General features: G+C 50.6%; 13 protein-coding genes. 11 read left to right on the top strand and 2 right to left on the bottom strand.

Translation table 11 applies throughout. The features are described from left to right. Positions 1–10: 10 nt before the first annotated feature. From AC6ESO_RS27560 to AC6ESO_RS27535, 6 genes are read left to right on the top strand one after another with little or no spacing between them, the layout of a single operon-like run. Complete coding sequence (locus AC6ESO_RS27560; protein WP_497094204.1) at positions 11–889, top strand: carbohydrate ABC transporter permease; 879 nt, start codon at positions 11–13, stop codon at positions 887–889. Beyond that, a complete protein-coding gene (locus AC6ESO_RS27555) occupies positions 889–1,707 on the top strand; it encodes a carbohydrate ABC transporter permease (protein WP_497094203.1) in 819 nt (272 codons plus the stop codon). Before AC6ESO_RS27560 ends, AC6ESO_RS27555 begins: the two co-directional genes overlap by 1 nt. A gap of 33 nt (positions 1,708–1,740) precedes the next feature. Further along, positions 1,741–2,826: a hypothetical protein gene (locus tag AC6ESO_RS27550; protein WP_497094202.1), complete on the top strand. Its 1,086-nt coding sequence runs from the start codon at positions 1,741–1,743 to the stop codon at positions 2,824–2,826. Between the two features lie 9 nt (positions 2,827–2,835). After that, positions 2,836–4,839 carry a discoidin domain-containing protein gene (locus tag AC6ESO_RS27545; RefSeq protein ID WP_497094201.1) on the top strand — a complete coding sequence of 668 codons (2,004 nt, stop codon included), beginning with the start codon at positions 2,836–2,838 and terminating at the stop codon, positions 4,837–4,839. Between the two features lie 30 nt (positions 4,840–4,869). After that, the gene (locus tag AC6ESO_RS27540) at positions 4,870–6,981 is read left to right on the top strand and encodes an alpha-galactosidase (RefSeq protein WP_497094200.1); all 2,112 of its coding nucleotides are present in this window, start codon (positions 4,870–4,872) and stop codon (positions 6,979–6,981) included. Positions 6,982–6,996: 15 nt separating this feature from the next. Then, positions 6,997–7,917 (top strand): aldose epimerase family protein, encoded by a 921-nt coding sequence (locus tag AC6ESO_RS27535; RefSeq protein WP_497094199.1) that lies wholly within the window; start codon positions 6,997–6,999, stop codon positions 7,915–7,917. A 51-nt stretch (positions 7,918–7,968) separates the two neighbouring features. Here the strand turns inward: AC6ESO_RS27535 and AC6ESO_RS27530 are convergent, their stop codons facing one another. Next, entirely contained in the window at positions 7,969–8,844 is an 876-nt protein-coding gene (locus AC6ESO_RS27530) for a helix-turn-helix domain-containing protein (RefSeq protein ID WP_497094198.1), read from the bottom strand. Between the two features lie 216 nt (positions 8,845–9,060). Here AC6ESO_RS27530 and AC6ESO_RS27525 point away from each other — a divergent pair, with 216 nt between their 5' ends. Next, positions 9,061–12,396, top strand: coding sequence for a DUF5107 domain-containing protein (locus AC6ESO_RS27525; protein ID WP_497094241.1), 3,336 nt, complete (start codon positions 9,061–9,063; stop codon positions 12,394–12,396). A 70-nt stretch (positions 12,397–12,466) separates the two neighbouring features. Here AC6ESO_RS27525 and AC6ESO_RS27520 read toward each other — a convergent pair whose 3' ends face one another. After that, complete coding sequence (locus AC6ESO_RS27520) at positions 12,467–13,357, bottom strand: LysR family transcriptional regulator (protein ID WP_497094197.1); 891 nt, start codon at positions 13,355–13,357, stop codon at positions 12,467–12,469. 236 nt (positions 13,358–13,593) lie between these two features. On the opposite strand from AC6ESO_RS27520, the gene AC6ESO_RS27515 reads away from it, so the two are divergent. The 4 genes from AC6ESO_RS27515 (at position 13,594) to AC6ESO_RS27500 (ending at position 19,804) form a co-directional block, all read left to right on the top strand. Further along, the gene (locus AC6ESO_RS27515) at positions 13,594–15,348 is read left to right on the top strand and encodes a sensor histidine kinase (protein WP_497094196.1); all 1,755 of its coding nucleotides are present in this window, start codon (positions 13,594–13,596) and stop codon (positions 15,346–15,348) included. Next, positions 15,341–17,026: a response regulator transcription factor gene (locus tag AC6ESO_RS27510; RefSeq protein ID WP_497094195.1), complete on the top strand. Its 1,686-nt coding sequence runs from the start codon at positions 15,341–15,343 to the stop codon at positions 17,024–17,026. The genes AC6ESO_RS27515 and AC6ESO_RS27510 overlap by 8 nt, the downstream gene beginning before the upstream one ends. Positions 17,027–17,106: 80 nt before the next feature. Further along, positions 17,107–18,813: an extracellular solute-binding protein gene (locus tag AC6ESO_RS27505; RefSeq protein WP_497094194.1), complete on the top strand. Its 1,707-nt coding sequence runs from the start codon at positions 17,107–17,109 to the stop codon at positions 18,811–18,813. A 79-nt stretch (positions 18,814–18,892) separates the two neighbouring features. Next, the gene (locus AC6ESO_RS27500) at positions 18,893–19,804 is read left to right on the top strand and encodes an ABC transporter permease (protein ID WP_497094193.1); all 912 of its coding nucleotides are present in this window, start codon (positions 18,893–18,895) and stop codon (positions 19,802–19,804) included. Positions 19,805–19,806 lie beyond the last annotated feature (2 nt).

The raw sequence follows: 19,806 nt of genomic DNA, 5'->3' as shown, positions 1-19,806 counted from the left end.
GAAATCGTCTATGAATAGCTTAAAGCGATCGATCCGCAGCGAGATGTGGTATGTGCTGTTTATACTCCCGGGGTTGTGTCTGTTTGCGTTTGCGGTGATCGTCCCGTTAGTCATTGGCGCGAAATATTCGTTCACGGATTGGGACGGCGTCGCACCTACCGCGAAATACATCGGTTGGGATAACTACGCGCAGGCATTGCGCGATCCTGACCTGTGGGCGGCGCTTCGCAACACGTTCAAGTACGCGATACTGGTAACGGTGCTTGTGAACCTCGTGTCGCTGCTGCTTGCCGTATTGCTTGATTCTTATTTGAAATTCAGAAAAGTGTTCCGCACGATCTTCTTCTTGCCCGTTGCGATCTCTACGGTGCTGTCGGCTTATATTTGGAGCTACAACTACAGTAACGGTCTGCCGAAGCTGCTCAGCTATTTCGGCGTCGATATGACAAGCCCGCTCGGCAATCCGAATCATGCGATGACGGCGCTCATCGTCATCTCGCTGTGGCAAGGGGTAGGCTCTCCGATGATCATCTATATCGCCGGTTTGCAGGGCATCCCGGGAGAGCTGACCGAAAGCGCCCGGATCGATGGCGCAGGCGCGTTCGGCGCTTTCCGTCATATTACGCTGCCGCTGCTTGCGCCTTCGATTACGATTAATTTGCTGCTCGTGCTAACGGGATCGCTTAAAGTGTTCGATCTCGTCTTCCTGACGACCGGCGGAGGTCCGGCTTTCTCGACCGAGGTCATCTCGACGTTTATTTACAATGTTTCATTCAACTCCGCTAAAGCGGGGTACGGTACGGCGTTATCGATGCTGTTCTTCCTCATTCTCGTCATTGTCACCATTGTGCAGCTGGCTATATTTAGAAGACGGGAGGTGGATATGTAATGAAACTGACGCATGCGATCGTCCTTACGCTGATTGCCTTGCTGGCGCTCATTTTCGTTTTTCCGCTGTACGTCGCACTGCTGATGGCGCTGAAATCCGCGAAGGAAACATTCGACTCCTTCTACGCGCTGCCGTCGACCTTGCATCTTGATAATTTCGTGCATGCATGGAAAACGTCGAAGTATCCGTCCGCGATTCGCAACAGTCTTTGGGTCAACCTCATTTCCGTAGCGCTGATCATATTCGTGTCCGCGCTTGCGGGGTACTCTATCGCCCGGCGGAATAAACCCATTTATAAATTCATCTACGTGCTGTTTCTTTCCGGGCTGATGGTTCCGTTCCAGGTCATCATGCTTCCGCTGTATAAGATGGGCAAGATGGCCCATATGATCGATACCCACTGGGGCATTGCTTTGATTTACGGCGGCTTCGGCGTTCAGATGGGGGTGCTGTTCTATGCGGGCTTCATCCGGGGGATTTCGCTTGAGATCGAGGAAGCGGCGCGGATCGACGGTTGTTCGACGCCGGGCATATTTGCCCGCATCGTACTTCCGCTGCTCAAGCCGGTCACCGCTACCGTCGTCGTACTGAATGCGCTGTATATTTGGAACGACTTCCTGCTCCCGCTGCTGTATCTGCAGGATAAAGCGTATCGCACCATTCCGCTGCAGCAGTATTACTTCTTCGGGCAGTACAGCAGCGACTTGAATTTGGCATTCGCTTATGCCGTAATGGGGCTTATTCCGATTATTGCGTTCTTCCTCTTCATGCAGAAATTCATTATTAAAGGCATCGCGGCAGGAGCTATTAAAGGATAAAGAAGAATCATCATTATGGGAGGGACGTACAGAATGAAACGAAGCTTTCAAGGATTGTTCGTTTTGCTGCTCATATTTACGATGATTGGACCTATTAACGTTGCGGAAGCGAAACCAACGAAAGTATCTGTAGGACAGGCGGGATCTGTCATAACCGCCGACAACGGATCGATTTCGCTCACATACGATTTGTCGACGGGGCGCGGCAGCTTTAAGCAAGGCAGTACAACGCTGATATCGAATTTCTATTCCGATTATGAGCTGTACGGGACGACCTCCCGCATTCATTCCTACGATCCCGGTAAGCGTTCGGCGAAGTGGGAGGCAATCGGCAATGACGAATACGGCAAGCACGGCGAGCGAATTACGATCAAGAGCGAGCTCGATTCAGGCCCGGCCATCACGCTGCGGCTGACGATGTACGAGGACCAGCCTTATTTTCTGTCCGACATGACGGTGAGCAGTGCGGCAAGCCAAACGATTGACGTGCTGGAGCCGATTGCTTCCGACAATCTGGATATCGGCTCGGGCACGGACAAACGGATCTATACGACGCCTTATACCAATAACTATGATTTCGGCGTAGCGCCCGTCGATAATTTCGGCAAAAGCCAGAACGGTTATGATCGCCCCTACGGCGTAGAGGATCAGTGGAGCGCGTTCAACGGAACAAGCTACTGGGTTACGGCGGTATTTGACAATGCGGCAAAGAACGGCATCATAGCCGGAGCGGCTACGGCAAAAGCTTGGAAAAGCATGCAGCATCTAGGCCAGGCGGCAGCACCGAACGGTCCGCTGACCGGCTTCTCCGTCTACAATGCCGGCGGACAGCAGAGCGGCACTTCTGTGTCGTCGGATGCCTTCTTTATTGGGTATTTCGATGATTACTGGACGGGCCTAGAGACTTTCGGACAAGCCTATGCCGTCCAAGAGCCGATGCTGCAGTGGAAAGGCGACGTACCGAGGGGCTACAACACTTGGTACAACTTCTACAGCCAGTACGCCACAGCCGATGCGATGTATGCCATGACGGATTACTTCGTCGCGCATCTGAAATCGCTTGGCTACAACTATATGAATTTGGACGCCAGCTATCAGGGGGTCAAAGGGCAGGAGTAAATCCGGAATTTGAAGGATTACGTTACTTATGTCCATAGCAAAGGCATGAAAGCCGGCTCCTATGAAGCGCCTTTTGCGATCTGGAATAAGCTGACCGATCTTGTACCTACGACGAACTTTACGTTCGGCGATATCGCGCTGAAGGATACGAACGGCAATCCGGTCATGTCCTATCTGAATACGCCGATTGTCGATGCGACGCATCAGGGCGGGCAGGCGTACTTGAAGTGGCTGATGAACACCAATCAAGTCGAGCCGGGCTTCGACTACGTCAAACTCGACTTTCTGGATCTCGGCATGTACGAAGGCAGCTTCTATGATAAGACCAAGAACGGGATACAAGCCTACCGAATCGGCATGAAGGTCATGCGCGATGCGCTGCTCGGCGCGCGGCAGAAGATCTTCATCGACGAATCGATCGCGCCGCTGCTGCCTTCGGGCTATGCCCACGGCAGAAGAACCGGCTGCGACACGGCCATCGGCCTCGATGACGGTGCCGGCATCCGTTATTCCGGCATTGAGCGCCAAGCGTTCAATGCGGCTGCGTCGTGGTGGACCAATGACACGTTGTACGCCTATAACGATGCCGACATGTCGATGCCCGAAAATATCGTGCAAGGCGTTTACGGAAAAAACACGCTGAATCAGGCAACGCTGCTCACGACCGCGATCGTGATGGGCGGCGGTCATTTGCTGCTTGGCGACGATGTTCCGTTCATCTCGGAGGACCGGATGAAGACGCTCGTCATGAACAAGGAGCTGCTGGACGTTGCAGACTTAGGCAAAGCGGCAAGACCGCTTAGCATGACGAACTTCTATCTGAAAGGCGAGCATTCGCCGGAGGCCCAGTATCTGAACGATAAGAATGGCGACGTCATCGTCGGCATTTCCAATTGGGATATGAACAACAGCAAGCCTGTAACTGTTCCATTTAAAGATCTGCATCTCAGCGCGGACAGGGCGTACACGCTTTCCGAGCTGTACAGCCAGACGTCGCTGGGATCGTTTACCGGCAGCTATTCACGCACGCTAAGACCAGGCGAATCCGTGATGATTCGCATCTCGGGTAAAGGCTCACGCAGCAACCCGGAGGCACCTGTCAACTTGGCGCTCGGCACAGGAGTTACTGCTTCGGCATCCACATCCTATGGGGCTGGTTTCGAAGCCCCGAACGTGATTGACGGCAATCTATCCACCCGTTGGAGCGCAGGCTGGCCAGCGAATAATGATTTTGGCAACCAGTGGCTCGAGATCAATTTCGGCGCTCCGACTAGCGTCAACCGTGTCGTTGTCAGCGAGTACGGCTACGAGAAGCAGGAATATGAAACATGGAATTATGCGCTCCAGTATTGGGATGACGCTGCATCGCAGTATGTCGACTTGACCAAAGGGCTGACGCTTGGAGACAGGAGAGAGCTGGACTTCAAGACGGTCGCGACTTCGAAAATCAGACTTTACATGAAATCCAGCCACTGGCTTGGCTCCGTCAATGAAATCGAAGCATACAACATTCCGGGCAATACCGGTTCCGTCATCGCGCAGGACGACAGCAACGGTTCGTTCTGGAGCTATTCGGACATCCGCGCGCAAACGCAGAGGATGCAAACGTTCACGCTGACGAGCGAATCTCTGCCTAAGATGGACGTGTATTATTACGAAAGCTATGTCAGCAAAGTGCCGGAAGACAATCTGTATATCGACATCGTGGAGCTGGGCACCAATATGCAACCGGTGAAGAAGCTGTTTAGCGCGGCCGTTCCGCCTTATAATCTCATGGGCTCCCCGCAGCCGTACTCGATTTACCCGAGGCTGACCGGGCTCGATACGACGAAGAAGTACGGATTTATTCTGCGGTCGCCGAATTCGCTGGACGACGGGTCCACCGATAACAAATACGGCTTCGCCTACAGCGGCGACGTTTATGCCGGCGGGAACGCTCAGTATTCCGGCGACTGCGGGCAGACCTGGTCGCCTCAGCCGGATACGGATTTGATTTTCACGATCTATAAATAAACAAACTTACACCTAAGAGGAGTGATCGCTGTGCCGATCGGCTATTTGGAAGATGCCCGTATGTTCACCATTCGCACCGCACGGTCATCCTATCTGTTCGGCATCAACGACAGCGGAACCGTGCAGCATCTCTATTGGGGGTCCCCGGTTCATGCCGGGGATTGCGCCGACTTGCTTAGAACGAAGCATCACAGCTCCTTCGATGCGGCCGTAGACCGCGAAACGGAAGAATACGGGGGTTGGGGCAGCCTCTTGTACGCGGAGCCGGCATTAAAAGCAACGTTCAGCGACGGCGTGCGCGATCTGTTGCTGAAGTTCGACGGCTACTCGATCGAGAAGCCCGAGGAGCTGGTCGTTCGTTTAGCGGACCATTACTACGCCCTTAAAGTGAGTCTGCATTACAACGTGTATCCCGAATTCGATCTGATCGAGCGATACATCACGATAACGAACGGCGAAACGTCTCCCGTACGCATCGAGCTAGTAATGTCTGCCGTCTGGTCGCTGCTTGCCCTCCCCGCATACCGGTTGACGCATGTCGCGGGACGGTGGGCAGGAGAGTATCAACTGCGAACGAATGTACTGTCCGAGGGGAAGAAAGTGCTGGAGTCCAGAAGAGGCTTTACGGGGCCGCACGCTAATCCTTGGTTTGCGATCGACGACGGGACAGCCAGCGAAACGAACGGCAATGTGTGGTTCGGCGCGCTCGGCTGGAGCGGCAATTGGAAAATCGTCGCAGAAAAAACGACGTTCGGACACCTCCGGATAACCGGTGGAATCAATGATTTCGACGGCAGCTTCACGCTTGCGCCGGGCGAATCCTTTACGTCTCCCGTCTTTACGGGCGGTTTTTCCGAGAATGGCTTTGGCGAGATGAGCCGTAAGCTTCACCGCTATCAGAAAGCCGCGATCCTTCCGGGCTCACGCGAACGCAAGGTGCTCTACAATTCGTGGGAAGCGACTGAATTCGCGGTCAACGTGCAGGATCAGAAAGCATTGGCGCGCAAAGCCGCGACCATCGGCGTCGAGCTGTTCGTCGTCGACGATGGCTGGTTTGGCGCACGGAGCAGCGACCGGGCAGGACTTGGCGATTGGCAGGTGAATCCGCAGAAATTCCCGAACGGCTTAAACGAGTTGATCGACGAGGTCAAATCGCTTGGCATGGATTTCGGGATCTGGGTGGAGCCTGAATCTGTGAATCCGGACAGTGATCTGTACCGCGCGCATCCGGAATGGGTCTATCAATTCCCAACGCGTACAGGCTCGCAGCTTCGGAATCAATTGCTGCTGAATCTCGGGCTTCCGGAAGTCAAACAGTTCGTCCTCGGCTTTATGACGGATTTGCTTAGTGCCTATGATATTTCCTTCATTAAATGGGATATGAACCGAACGGTAACCGAGCCGGGAATTGCGGATGAGCGGCAGCAAAGGGAGCATTCGGACTGGATTCGCCATGTGATCAACCTGTATGAGATATGGGCTGAGCTTCGAAGGCGCTTCCCGAACGTCGAGTTCGAGACATGCGCGGGCGGAGGTGCCCGAATCGACCTGGGTATCTTGCGTTATGCGGATCAAGCATGGATCAGCGATAATACGGACGCACTCGATCGATTGGCTATTCAGGAAGGCTTCGCCTACGCGTATGATCCGTCTGTCATGATGTGCTGGGTTACGGAGTCCCCTCACGGCATGAATGGAAGAAGGCTTCCGCTTTCCTTCCGGTTTCATAGCGCGATGATGGGTGGTCTCGGTATAGGAGCAAATATCGATCGCTGGTCAGATGAAGAACTGGCCGAAGCGAAGGGGTATGTGGAGCAGTATAAACGAATCCGATCGATTACGCTGCATGGCGATTTATATCGCTTGTCGTCATTGCGGCATTCAAACATTGCGGCATGCCAGTACGTAGCCAGAGACGGACAAGAATCCGTGGTATTCGCTTTCCAGAACGCGCAGCATTTTGGCGCTTGGGAACGCCGGCTTGCTCTGAGTGGCCTCGAATCGGATGCCTTGTACGAGGTCGATGCCGGAGATGGCCGAACGGTTGCGCTTCATGGCGGCTTTCTGATGCGTATTGGCGTGGCATTAGGATTCTCGGGCGATTGCCAGAGCCGAATGATTCACTTAAAGCGAATTCAGTAGCGGAGAAGATGATCGATGCAAACAAGCGGTACGCAAATCTACGAAACCAAGTATAGAGGATGCCTCTCGCTCGTAGCCGAAAATGAAACCGTTCGAGTGGAGACCATCCCTGAGCTCGGGGGGAAGCTGGTATCCCTACTCTATAAACCTACCGGCAAAGAATGGCTGCTTGATGCGGGGGACCGACCTTTGCGGAAGTTAGCTTACGGATCGCCTTTCTGCGATGGAGATATGAGCGGATGGGACGAATGTTTTCCGACCATAGATGCCTGCGCTTCGGGGGATGACGGCAGTCTGAAGCTGCCCGATCACGGCGAGGTATGGGCGCTTCCCTGGCAGGCGGAGCTAAGCGAAGATGCGATCGTTTGCGCTGTGGAGGGGAGACAGCTTTCTTACCGGCTGAGCAGAACGCTGTCATTACCGGGCGAGCGGCACCTACGGCTAAATTACTCGGTCCAACATCTCGGCGGAGCTCCGTTCTCTTTTCTATGGGCTGCGCATCCCCAGTTTGCCGTGAATGAGCCGACGCGAATTGTTACGCCGGAATCGGTGCGTGAGATGGCTTGCGTTTACGGGAAGGCGGACCGCGATTTCATGATCCCCGATGTTTGGGCTTATGGACCCGAAACGACAGGCGAGGGCACCAAATTTTATTATAAGGGGTCCGTACCGGAGGGCTGGTCAGGTTTGCTTGGCATGAACAGTCAAACCTATATGATCGTATCCGTTCCGAAGGACGCCGTCCCCCACTTAGGCGTCTGGATCGATCAAGGTAAATTCAACGATAGAACAACCATTGCGCTGGAACCCGGCATTGGTTACTACGACTCGTTGGAGCGGGCTGAGCGGGGTGGCACGGCAGTCCATTTACGAGCCGGCGAAAGGTATAGCTGGTCCGTCGACATCCTGCTTGGACACGGGGATTGGCGAGAGTGAGAAGGTAAACAGCCCCGGATGATCGTTCATCCGGGGTTTTTCTTGCATAGATTAGCCTTTAGGGATTTTTCGATATTCGGTAGGCGAGTAGCCCATGAGCTTCTTGAATAGGCGGGAGAAATAATAGGGATCGGCAAGACCGACGGAGGCGGCGATCTCTCGCACGGTTAAGTCCGTTAAATCGAGCATGCTCGCGGCATGCTGCATCTTCATGCGAAGGAAATAATCGATAGGGGAAAAACCGGTTTCCTTATTGAACAGGTGAATCAAGTGCTGCGTCGAAATGCCGGCGGATCTGGCAAGCTCGGGGAGCCGAACGGTAGTCCCCACATGTTCGTTCATATACCGCATCGCTTTCTCCAGATACTGGTCCCGCTTATGATCCTGGCTTGCATGCATGAGTTCTTGGCCAACGCCGCTCAATACCCATCGCATGGTCTGCGAGACGTAAACGTGAGCGTGGATCGAATACGGCCTGTCCGAAATGATCGCAAGCGATTGTTCGATGCTAGAGACGAATTCAGAAACAATCGAGCGAGGAAGCGGGGTAGCCTTGTGCTCGTCGAGCCCATACAAATGAGTCAATTCCCGAGCATGATCTCCCTTCAAATGGAACCAATAAATACTCCAGGGTTCCTGTTCGGAAGCCCAATAGCGGTGAGGCATGCCAGCCGGAATCACGACAAGACTGCCGGGCCCGATGTCGAGAGGCTCTCCGCCGCTTATGACCACTTTGCCATGACCGCCGATGCAATAGATGAAGATATGGGCGTCCGCGCCTTCCGTCCGCTCCCTGTAGTGGTGCTTGGCATGCGGAAAAAAACCGATATCGCTTACGAATAATTGCCGGGTCAGTTCGGTTCCGGCAAGCTCGCGCTGCATATACTCCGGAAGGACGAAGAGACGCTGTTCTCGGAATCCTTCCATTTTTTTCGTAGCGTTGATAGAATCAAATCCCTTCGTTCGTCAGGGGTGCATGATTACTGCTATTGTATCTAGGGTTGAGGCGATATGCAAGATCGATAAATCCGAATATAGTCCATCATTATCCGTTGATGTTCAATTGTTCTTCCAGACGCTGTTCGTTAAAGTAGGGATAAGGTTTAATCATTTAATAGGGAGTGACTGCAATTGACTCAATATATGGGACGTTCCCGCGTCTGGGAAGAGATCGTCGACATTCCTACGTACGATGTAGGGAAACCCGACAAAAATCCAATGTTTCTGGAAAAGCGCGTATATCAGGGCAGTTCCGGCAAAGTGTACCCCCATCCCGTTATCGATAAAATAGAGGACGAGAAAACCCCTCATCCCTATCGCATCGTCATCTTGGAAAACGAATATTTGCGCATCGAAATCATGCCTGAGCTCGGCGGCCGGATCTATCGCGCGGTCGATCGCACGAACAATTACGATTTCGTTTACTATAACCAGGTGATCAAGCCGGCGCTCGTCGGGCTGGCGGGGCCTTGGATTTCGGGAGGCATCGAGTTTAACTGGCCGCAGCATCATCGTCCAAACACGTACGGCCCGGTAGAATACCGTATGGAGGAAAAAGAAGACGGCAGCGCCACCGTTTGGGTGAGCGAGATCGACCGCATGTACGGGACGAAAGTGACGGCGGGTTTCACGCTGTATCCGGACAAAGCGTATTTGGAAATAGCCGCACAGCTCTACAACCGTACGCCGGAGCCGCAAACGTTCCTGTGGTGGGCAAACCCCGCGGTTGCGGTCAACGATCATACGCAATCGGTGTTTCCGCCGGACGTAAACGCCGTATATGACCATGGCAAACGCGACGTGTCCAAATTCCCAATCGCTACCGGCACGTATTACAAAATGGACTATTCCGAGGGCGTCGACATCTCCCGTTACAAGAACATTCCCGTTCCGACCTCTTACATGGCGTACAAATCCGACTACAACTTCGTTGGAGGCTACGATCACGCGCTGAAAGCAGGCTTGCTGCACGTCGCGAATCATCATATTTCGCCGGGCAAAAAACAATGGACATGGGGCAATGGGGAATTCGGGCAAGCGTGGGATCGCAATTTAACCGACGAAGACGGACCGTACATCGAGCTAATGACCGGCGTTTACACGGACAATCAACCCGATTTTACGTGGCTGCAGCCTTACGAAGAGAAGTCCTTTAAACAATACTTCATGCCGTACAAAGATATCGGAGTCGTCAAAAATGCGACGACCGAAGCCGCGGTTAACTTGGAAGTCGACGAGAATCTTGCCTTGGCTGCCATCTATGTCTACACGACATCCCGAGTGGAAGGCGCAACGCTGGAGCTGTCGGACAATGGCCGGTCGTATTTCTGCGAAAGCTTGACGCTTACTCCGCTGCAGGGCTTTCAAGCCGAAGTTCGTCTGGATTCAGGCGTTAAGGCGCACGAGCTCACGTTGTCGGTAAAGGATGGATCCGGTTCCTTGCTCGTCAGCTATACACCTAAGAAACCGCAAATCGAAGAAATGCCCGAGGCGGCGAAGCCTTTGCCGGAACCGCAGGAGCTGAAGACGAACGAGCAGCTGTATTTGGCCGGGCTTCATTTGGAGCAATACCGGCATGCGACGTTCGAGCCGGAGGCCTATTACCTCGAAGGACTGAAGCGGGATCCTAGTGATATCCGAATCAACGTCGCATACGGAACGCTGCTGCTCCGCAAAGGGTTGTTGGAAGAAAGCGAACGTCGCTTCCGCGTTGCGATCAAGAGTTTGACTTGGCGCAATCCGAATCCTTACGACGGCGAAGCTTACTATCAGTTGGGCGTTTCGTTAAAGCTTCAAGGAAGACAACAAGAAGCGTTTGCCGCCTTTTACAAATCCGTTTGGTCGGCAGCCTGGCAAGACAGCGGCTACTTCTCCTTAGCGCAAATCGCGACCGAGCAAGGACAGCTGTCCGAAGCATTGGAGCTGGTCGAACGTTCGCTCGTCCGCAACTCGCGCAATTACAAAGCAAGAAATTTGAAAGCAGCGCTGCTTCGCTGGCTCGGTCGGCCGGAGGAAGCGATTACGTTCGGCAGTGAAACGCTCCGACTGGATATCGCTGACTTCGGTGCGTACAACGAGCTGAGACTGGTATTGGAAGCGGCAGGGGATATCGAGAAAGCGGAATCGGTGTATGAGGAATTCCTTTTCTTGTTGAGAGCGGACGCACATAACCACTTGTCATTAGCTTCCGACTATGCCGACGCCGGGCTATACGCCGAGGCTATTGAAGTGTTGAATATGATAGCAGACAGCAGTTCGGACAACACGTATCCAATGATCCATTACACGCTTGGCTATTTGTACGGCCACGTGGGTCAACCTGAGCTGTCGATCAAGCATTTGCAAGCCGGAGAAGCGGCATCCCCGGACTATTGTTTCCCGAACACGTTGTTCGACTTAACGGTTCTGACATTCGCAACGAGCCATGGGCTAAGTGATGCCAAAGCGCACTATTACTTGGGCAACTTGTACTATGACAAGAAAGTCCCGGATAAAGCGATTGCTCATTGGGAGACGTCTCTGACGATTGACTCTTCCTTCGCGACCGTGAGCCGGAACTTAGCGCTTGCTTACTACAACAAGCTCGGCGACAAGGATAGGGCCCTCCAAGCATTGGAACGAGCATTCGCTTGCAATCAAGATGATGCAAGGGTCTTCTACGAGCTGGATCAGTTGCATAAAAAAATCGGAATCTCTCCAGAAGACCGACTAGCACGTTTGTCCGCATACGTACATCTCGTGGAACGAAGAGACGATCTCTACTTGGAGTATGTCACGCTCCATAATCGCCTCGGCCGCCACCAGAATGCAGTCGAACTTCTCGCAGCGCGACAGTTTCATCCGTGGGAAGGCGGAGAAGGAAAAGCGACAGGCCAATACGTGCTCTCTCACGTAGAACTGGCAAAAGCATGCTTGTCCGAAGAGAACTATGACGAAGCGATCAATTGGCTGAAGAAGGCGCTCGTCTATCCGGAAAATCTCGGCGAAGGTAAACTCACGGGAGCGCAAGAAAACAATATTTACTATTATCTCGGCTGTGCCTATGCGGCATTAGGGCAAGCGGAAGAAGCCCAAACGGCATTCGGTGCCGCATCGGTTGGACTCGAGGAACCGGCGAGCGCGATGTTTTACAACGATCAGCCGCCGGATATGATCTATTATCAGGGCTTGGCTTGGCTAAAGCTCGGTAACGGCAAGGAAGCCAAAAGACGGTTCTACAAGCTGATCGACTACGCGGAGAAACATGTGTTCGATGATGTCAAAATCGATTATTTCGCGATCTCGCTGCCTGACTTCCTCGTCTTCGAGGACGATTTGAACCTGAGGAACGAAATTCACTGCCGGTACATGAGAGGGCTGGGCTTGTCGGGACTCGGAAGCGGGAAGGAAGCAGCCGAAGAGCTTGCTGCAGTTCTTCGGCTTGACGTGAATCATATCGGTGCATGCCTTCATTCCTTCCATTCTCAAACGATCTTATAACCCAAATTAGGTATCATGGCAAAATAAAAAAGTCCTGATGATCAAGAAACCTTTGATGCATCGGGACTTTTTATTGCCAATCAAGGCTTTTGAAATAGTGGATCACAAACTCACGAAACTTCTGAGCTGCAGTGGACAAATAATGTTTTCTAGACCAGGCAAGACCTAATGACATGCTGCCTCCCAAGTCTGAGATTTTTACTTTATTCGGCGTCAGGTCCATTCTTGTTCGCCAAGCCAAATCAGGAGCGAAAGCAATGCCATGTCCTTTTTTCAACAGCAGCAGCACCGCATCTACATCATCTACTTCAATCGTCGTCCTTGGAGTAAAGCCGGCAGCATTCATACACAAGCGATCAGTCATATTCCTGAACCAATACCCGGTATGTAATCCAACGAACGATTCCTGCTTCAGTTCATGTAACGAGACACTTTCACGTCCTAGTAAAGGATGATGATCCGGTACGAACAGATGGATTTCTTCCGTTCGCAGCAGCTCCCACTCGATATCGGGGCCTTCAATCTGGGCAAACGTGAGACACATATCGATTTCCCCGTTTTCGAGCATTTGGTTCATGACTTCGGTTGGTTCTACGATTTGACGAAAATTCACGTTCGGATGCAGCTGCAAGAATGCGCCGAGCATTTCCGGCAAGAGGTTCGTAAGGGAGACTGCAAGCGTTATTACTCCCCGATCCAATCCGGACATGTCCCGGATTTCCCGCGCAGCTTCCTCCAGCTCTTGAAAAACATGTTCTACCCGCTTAAGAAGCGCCTTTCCATACGCGTTTAATCGGATCGTGCGGCCTTGCCGGTCGAATAAGGGAACGCCGAAATGCTCCTCGAGTCTGGATATTGTTCTGCTCAGAGAAGGCTGAGCGATTTGTAAAATCTCCGCCGCTTTCGTCATTTGCTCTAGTTTGGCCGTTGTTACAAAGTATTGCAATTGAAGCAGCTCCAACTGTGATATCCCCCTACGATTGAGTATTATACATTATTTCTCATTATCCCTATACTTAGATCAATTTGAGGGCTGGAAATGCTTTTTTTTTTTGGCATTTACGCGTGATTGGACAGGTTCTTTATACCAATTACTATCGATTGGGGAGGGAATTTCCATGAGATATAGAATGTTATTACCTTTGTCTAACTCCAATACGTCCAACAATCCTACTTCAATGAATTCGGGGGCTCAGCATGCGGATATTCAAGGCACCATTTAAAGCAGGTATTTTTACAAAGCTGCTGCTATCATTTCTAGTCGTAATCATTCCGATCTTTAGCATCAGCATCTTTATCATCCAATCCGCCGAGAAGAACATGCGAGAGGAGTTGTCGCAATCCGTCCTAACGAATGTCCATTTCTATATGAGTTCGTTTGAAAACGAAATGGCTCGTATTATCCAGATCAATAAAGAGCTTATTTTCAACGAGGATTTTCTCAAAATTCGAACGATCGCCGCGGATATGGACGATTACACAAGAGTTCAGACGATTCTTAAAGTGAAAGACAGGCTGAATTTACTGAAAACATCCAGTTTATATGTGGACAATGTCAAGGTGTACATCCCTTCCATGGAGAGAGGGATATTCTCCAACAGCTACGACAATCACATTCCGTCAGACGAGCTAAACGCTCTAAAGATGTCAGGCCGCTCTGGATCGAAGATCACTTACTGGAAGAAGGGCCTCTTTCTGAGTGAAGTATATCCCGATCCGTTTCAGAAGCTGCCTTTGACGATTGCGCTTGGAGTTGATCTATCCACGAAGAAGATTCAGGAAACGCTTCGTCAAATCGTCGACATGAATGGGGCGGGCGCCTCCTTTATCAATGTTAAACAGAATTGGACATTTTCGGATGGGAAAAACGATCAAATATCTCCTGAGCTAAGGAAGTTCCTAAACAACCCGGATATTAGCGGAAGACCGAGTGATCAAGGCAACATCAACATGAACGGCATGAATTACTTAATTACGTATGAGTACTCGAAGCTGCTAGATACCTATTTAGTTGTGTATATTCCTGCTGATGAAGTGTTGGGTCCCTTGGATACCTACCGTAAGTTTTTATGGCTGTTATCTATTTTATCCACCATTATTATCGTTGCCTTTTCTTACTGGATCTTCCGCTTAATTCATCGGCCGCTCAAACGGCTTGTCACTTCCTTTCGCAGGGTGGAAAAGGGGGATTTGCAGGTCGAGATTGACCATAACTACACCGACGAATTCAAATACTTATATGGACAATTCAATGCAATGGTCAGCCAGTTACATAAGCTGATCGGCGAGGTTTATGAGGAGCGCATTCGTTCCCAGCAAGCAGAGCTTAAACAGCTGCAATCTCAGATTAATCCGCACTTTCTATATAACAGCTTCTTTATGCTGCAGGGACTTGTTCGGATGCGCAATATTGAAACGGCGGAACCGCTCATTCAACACCTCGGGGACTATTTCAAATTTATAACTCGTACGGGAAATGAAACCGTCACGCTCGATCAAGAGGTTCAACACTCGAAGGCCTATACCGAGATACAGACGCTGCGTTTCTCCAGACAAATCAGAGTGGAATGGGAGGAGCTGCCGGAGATGTTCCGCAGGCTGTCCGTTCCTAGGCTTATCCTGCAACCCGTCATTGAGAACGCTTATGTGCACGGTCTGGAAGACAAGGTTTCGGATGGTATCCTTTCCATCCGATTTGAAATAGACGATGAGGACTTAGTGATTAAAGTGGAGGACAATGGGGAGAACATTTCGGAAGCGGGTCTAAATGACTTGCGAAATCGGATACAATCACATGTTCTGGAGAAAGAATCCACCGGTATTCTGAATGTGCATCGACGCCTGAAATTACGATATGGCGAGCAGTATGGACTTTCCGTGTCTCGAGGAGCAGAGGGTGGCGTTCGGGTGGAGATGAGATTATCTGCTAAGGGAGTGGAGAAGGTTGTATAGATTACTCATTGTCGATAATGAACCATTTATCGTAGAAAGTATTCTGGATTTGTTTGAAAGAAAGGCTATTCCCGAATTGGAGCTGCTTTGCGCCTACTCTTCGGCAGAAGCGCTCCGCTGCATGCGAACGGTGAAGATCGATATCGTCTTGACGGATATTCGAATGCCTGGCATGAGCGGCTTAGAGCTCCATCGCGAGATCATCAACTACTGGCCAAGATGCAAGGTCATCTTTCTAACGGGATACAACGATTTTGATTATATACATGAAGCGATGCGTAACGGAGGCGTCGATTACTTATTAAAGACTGAAGGAGAAGAGGCGATCGTCGCTTCCGTTCAGAAAGCACTGACGGCTCTATCAGAAGCGGTCGAGGCTGAAGCGTATATTACTAAATCGAAGCAGCAGATGCAAGCGATGACACCATTACTGCAGAAAGAGCTGCTTATGGAGCTTGTACAAGGGGGGACGCTTGCAAATGGCGCGCTTAGCCGAAGCTTTGAGGAAGCTGACATTGAACTTGATCCTACTAAACCTGTCGTTGCTATGATCGGCAGGATAGACAATTGGAAGAAGGACACGCGTCCTTTTGACAAATCGTTATATCTATTTGCCATTCAGAACATTGCGAAGGAATATCTAGCGGCGAAGGTGCAATTTATTTCGTTTGATTTTGAGAGAAAAACAAAGCTGCTGTGGCTGATTCAGCCCAATGAGCAGATGGGAGATTTGACAACCGCCGAGCTTGCCGAGCTAGAGCAGCGTTGTCTTATTTTTCTAAAGGGAACGGCGGAGATGATGCAAGACTCTTGCAGTGTTTTACTCAAGCTGAATCTTTCCATTGCCATAGGCGCTTCGTTCAAGGAGTGGGATCGCATATCGGAGCAATTCGAGCATTTGCAGCAGCTCCTAAACCGGGGGCTTGGGCTAAGTCAGCAGCTGCTGCTTATAGAGCCAACGATCACGATTACCTCAGCCGATCAAGTAGAGCATGATCAACGAAAGCAGCTCAAGAGGCTGAATTTGCTGCATACCTTGCTGGAGAACGGGCAGAAGGAGCAATTTATGGCTGAATATGTTGGCATTATGACAGCGCTGACAGAGTGCGCGGCTGCTAAGAATGCAATAAAGACGGAAGTTTATTTCACACTCGTCTCCATCTTCTTATCTTATATCAACCGCTGGGAAGTTCAGAGTGAGGTTGGAGACCGAGTCCATTTGGGTAAAATGACGGCCCTTGATTGTCATGATAACTGGAAGGAAGTTGTGGATTATTTCTATAAGCTGGCGGAGGCGCTGTTTGAGCACAAACAGGCAGGCAAAGGAAATCAGGAGCACGATGTGATTCGGATGGTGCAGCGTTATGTTCAGCAGAACATAGCAGGGGATTTGACGCTTAATCGTATTGGCGATGTGGTTGGACACAATCCTTCGTATCTATCTCGGTTGTACAAGCAGGTCACGAATGAAGGCTTATCCGACTATATTATGACGGCGAGGCTTGCGAAAACCAAAGAACTGCTGGAAGAAAATCGCTTGAAAATCCATGAGATTTCTACTTCTGTCGGCTTTTTATCGGAGCAGTCGTTCTTTCGCTTCTTTCGCAAGGCTCTGCAGATGACGCCTCAGGAATATCGGGATAGTGTCGTGATGTCTAGAAATGCGAGTGTAAAGTAAAGAAAGGCGAATAGATGGCTGCCCCTTCGTCTACTTATAATCAACTTGTAAGCAATACATCCAAACCAGGGGGTTACGAAATGGCAAGAAAAGAAAGGATTACACTCTTCGCCGCGTGCTTACTTACAACTTCGCTTATGCTTTCTGCATGCGGGGAAAACAACAATGCGGGCAATGAAGCTTCGAAGCAGTCAACTGAGAGTGAAGCGACAACCGCAAATAACGGCGCAAATACAAATACGACATCGACTAACACGGACGCTGAAGGCACGGTTGACCCATTCGGTAAATACGATCCGCCTATTACCGTACATTCTGTGCGGATGGCCCTCCCGGCAGATCGCTTTGAGAATGGCGATACGAATGAGAATAATGTTTGGACTAGAGAGTATGACAGCGCTTTAGGCATTAAGCTTGTGTACGACTGGCTAGGCGATCCAAGCGGCGATAGCAATAAATTGGATATTTCCATTGCTTCTAATGACATTCCGGATGTATTCGGCGTCACTACGAAGCAGATGAACCAGTTGGTAGAAGGCGAGCAAATTCAAGATTTAACAGAGGTATGGGAGAAGTACGCTTCACCTGCACTGAAGGAATTGGCAAATCAAGATGGAGGCCTTGCGCTTAAAGCGGCTACGTTCGACGGCAAGCTGATGGCCATTCCGAAATTTGGCGGAAACATTACAAGCGCCGATATTCTGTGGTTGCGTACGGACTGGCTGGATAAATTGGGCATGAAGCCGCCTAAGACTATGGATGAGCTGCTTAAAATCTCCGAAGCGTTCATCACCAAGGATCCGGACGGCAATGGCAAGAATGACACGTTCGGACTGGCGATCAGCAAAGAGCTTGGCGGTTTGACGGGCTTCTACAACGGCTTCCACGCTTATCCCGGCATTTGGGTGAAAGACGCTTCAGGCAAGCTGACGAACGGAAACATCGCCCCTGAAATGAAAATGGCATTAGCGAAGCTTCAAGAGCTGTATAAAGCAGGTTATTTGGATAAAGAGTTTGCCGTGAAAGATGGCGGAAAAGTCATCGAATCCATCTCTCAAAACAAAGTGGGTATCTATTACGGGGCAAACTGGTATTCCTACTGGCCGTTCAACGATGCCAGAAAGCAGAATCCAGGCATGGAATGGAAGCCGTTCCCGATCGTTTCCGCAGATGATAAGCCGGCAGTCGCAGGCGTAGGCTTCCCTGTATACGAATATTATGTGGCTAAAGATGGCTTCGAGCATCCTGAAGTGATCGTGAAAATGCTAAACCTATGGCTGGAACGTGCTTATGGGCAGACGGCGGACTGGGCGAAGTATTCCGTATCCGCAAAAGGAACAGAGCTCTTCCAATATCCGGTATTCCAAGTATTCGCACCTAATAAGGACGTTCCGGATAACTACCTTGCAGTGAAGGGGGCAGTGGAATCCAAAGATACGTCTGCGTTGAATCCGGAGCAGAAGTCGCTGTACGAGAAAATTACGGCGTTTATGAACGGCGACCAAGAACAGTGGGCTACTTATCGCCAAGCAGGTCCGACGGAATCTTCATTCGAGGTATTGGCCGGTTATAAAGATACCTTACTTACGACGGGTTACCTAGGCGCCAATACGCCGACGATGGTCGAGAAACAAGGCGTGCTGGACAAATTGCAAAATGAAACCTTTACCAAAATCATTATGGGCGCTGCGCCGATCGAAGAATTCGATAAGTTCGTCGAGCAATGGAAGAAGCTTGGCGGCGATCAAATTACATCTGAAGTGAATGATTGGGCAGCAAAGCAGTAATAGGAAGTGAATAGAAAGAGAGAGGAGAGTCCCTCACTCCTCTCTCTTTACTTTTATAGGGAAACTAGGAGGTGCCTCTATGTACAGAAGGTTGAGAAAGGAACTTCCGCTGCATGCCATGATTTTTCCCAGCTTTATTTTCGCTCTCATATTCAGTTATTTTCCTATGGTTGGGATCGTGCTCGCCTTTCAAAAGTTTATTCGCCTTAAAGGCAAGGGGTTAATGGGCTTTTTCCATTCCAAATGGGTAGGGTTCGATAACTTTCATTATATCTTTATGATGCCGGATACGATGCAGGCGATCCAGAACACGCTCATTATTGCCTCTATTAAAATTGTTGTCGGCCTTATTGTACCTATTGCGATCGCCCTGCTGCTCAATGAAGTTCGAAACGCTTTAATTAAGCGCGGTATTCAGACGCTGATCTATTTGCCTCACTTTCTGTCCTGGATTATTTTGGGCGGTATACTAATTGACATTCTGTCCCCCGAGTCAGGGATTGTCAACCAAGTGATAAAGAGTCTGGGTTTTGAACCTATCTTCTTCTTAGGCAGCAACGATTGGTTCCGGCCAGTGCTAATTATATCGGATGTTTGGAAGGAGTTCGGCTTCAGTACGATCGTCTATTTAGCTGCGATTACAAGCGTGAACCCGTCCTTATACGAAGCAGCTGTCATCGATGGCGCTACACGCATGCAGCAAACGAGGCATATTACGGTTCCGACCATTTTCCCAATTGTGATCTTGATGATGACGTTAAGCCTAGGCAATGTGCTTAATGCAGGATTCGATCAAATTTTCACCCTGTATAATGCGACCGTATACGAAACAGGCGATATATTGGATACACTCGTCTATCGTACCGGTATCGTCAACGCGCAATACAGTGTTGCAACGGCGATGGGACTGTTCAAATCCGTCGTGTCCTTACTGCTGATTAGCATCTCGTATTGGCTCGCGTACCGACTATCTAACTATCGCATATTTTAGGG

The sequence above is a fragment of the Paenibacillus rhizoryzae genome (assembly GCF_059686995.1).
Note: the sequence above shows the minus strand (reverse complement) of the source record. Positions and strands in the feature narration are given on the sequence as shown.

Bases quoted from the DNA above. Each gene is read 5' to 3' on its own strand.
- AC6ESO_RS27560 (WP_497094204.1), top strand. From the start codon at position 11: ATGAATAGCTTAAAGCGATCGATCCGCAGCGAGATGTGGTATGTGCTG.
- AC6ESO_RS27555 (WP_497094203.1), top strand. From the start codon at position 889: ATGAAACTGACGCATGCGATCGTCCTTACGCTGATTGCCTTGCTGGCG.
- AC6ESO_RS27550 (WP_497094202.1), top strand. From the start codon at position 1,741: ATGAAACGAAGCTTTCAAGGATTGTTCGTTTTGCTGCTCATATTTACG.
- AC6ESO_RS27535 (WP_497094199.1), top strand. From the start codon at position 6,997: ATGCAAACAAGCGGTACGCAAATCTACGAAACCAAGTATAGAGGATGC.
- AC6ESO_RS27530 (WP_497094198.1), bottom strand. From the start codon at position 8,844: ATGGAAGGATTCCGAGAACAGCGTCTCTTCGTCCTTCCGGAGTATATG.
- AC6ESO_RS27525 (WP_497094241.1), top strand. From the start codon at position 9,061: ATGGGACGTTCCCGCGTCTGGGAAGAGATCGTCGACATTCCTACGTAC.
- AC6ESO_RS27515 (WP_497094196.1), top strand. From the start codon at position 13,594: ATGCGGATATTCAAGGCACCATTTAAAGCAGGTATTTTTACAAAGCTG.
- AC6ESO_RS27505 (WP_497094194.1), top strand. From the start codon at position 17,107: ATGGCAAGAAAAGAAAGGATTACACTCTTCGCCGCGTGCTTACTTACA.
- AC6ESO_RS27500 (WP_497094193.1), top strand. From the start codon at position 18,893: ATGTACAGAAGGTTGAGAAAGGAACTTCCGCTGCATGCCATGATTTTT.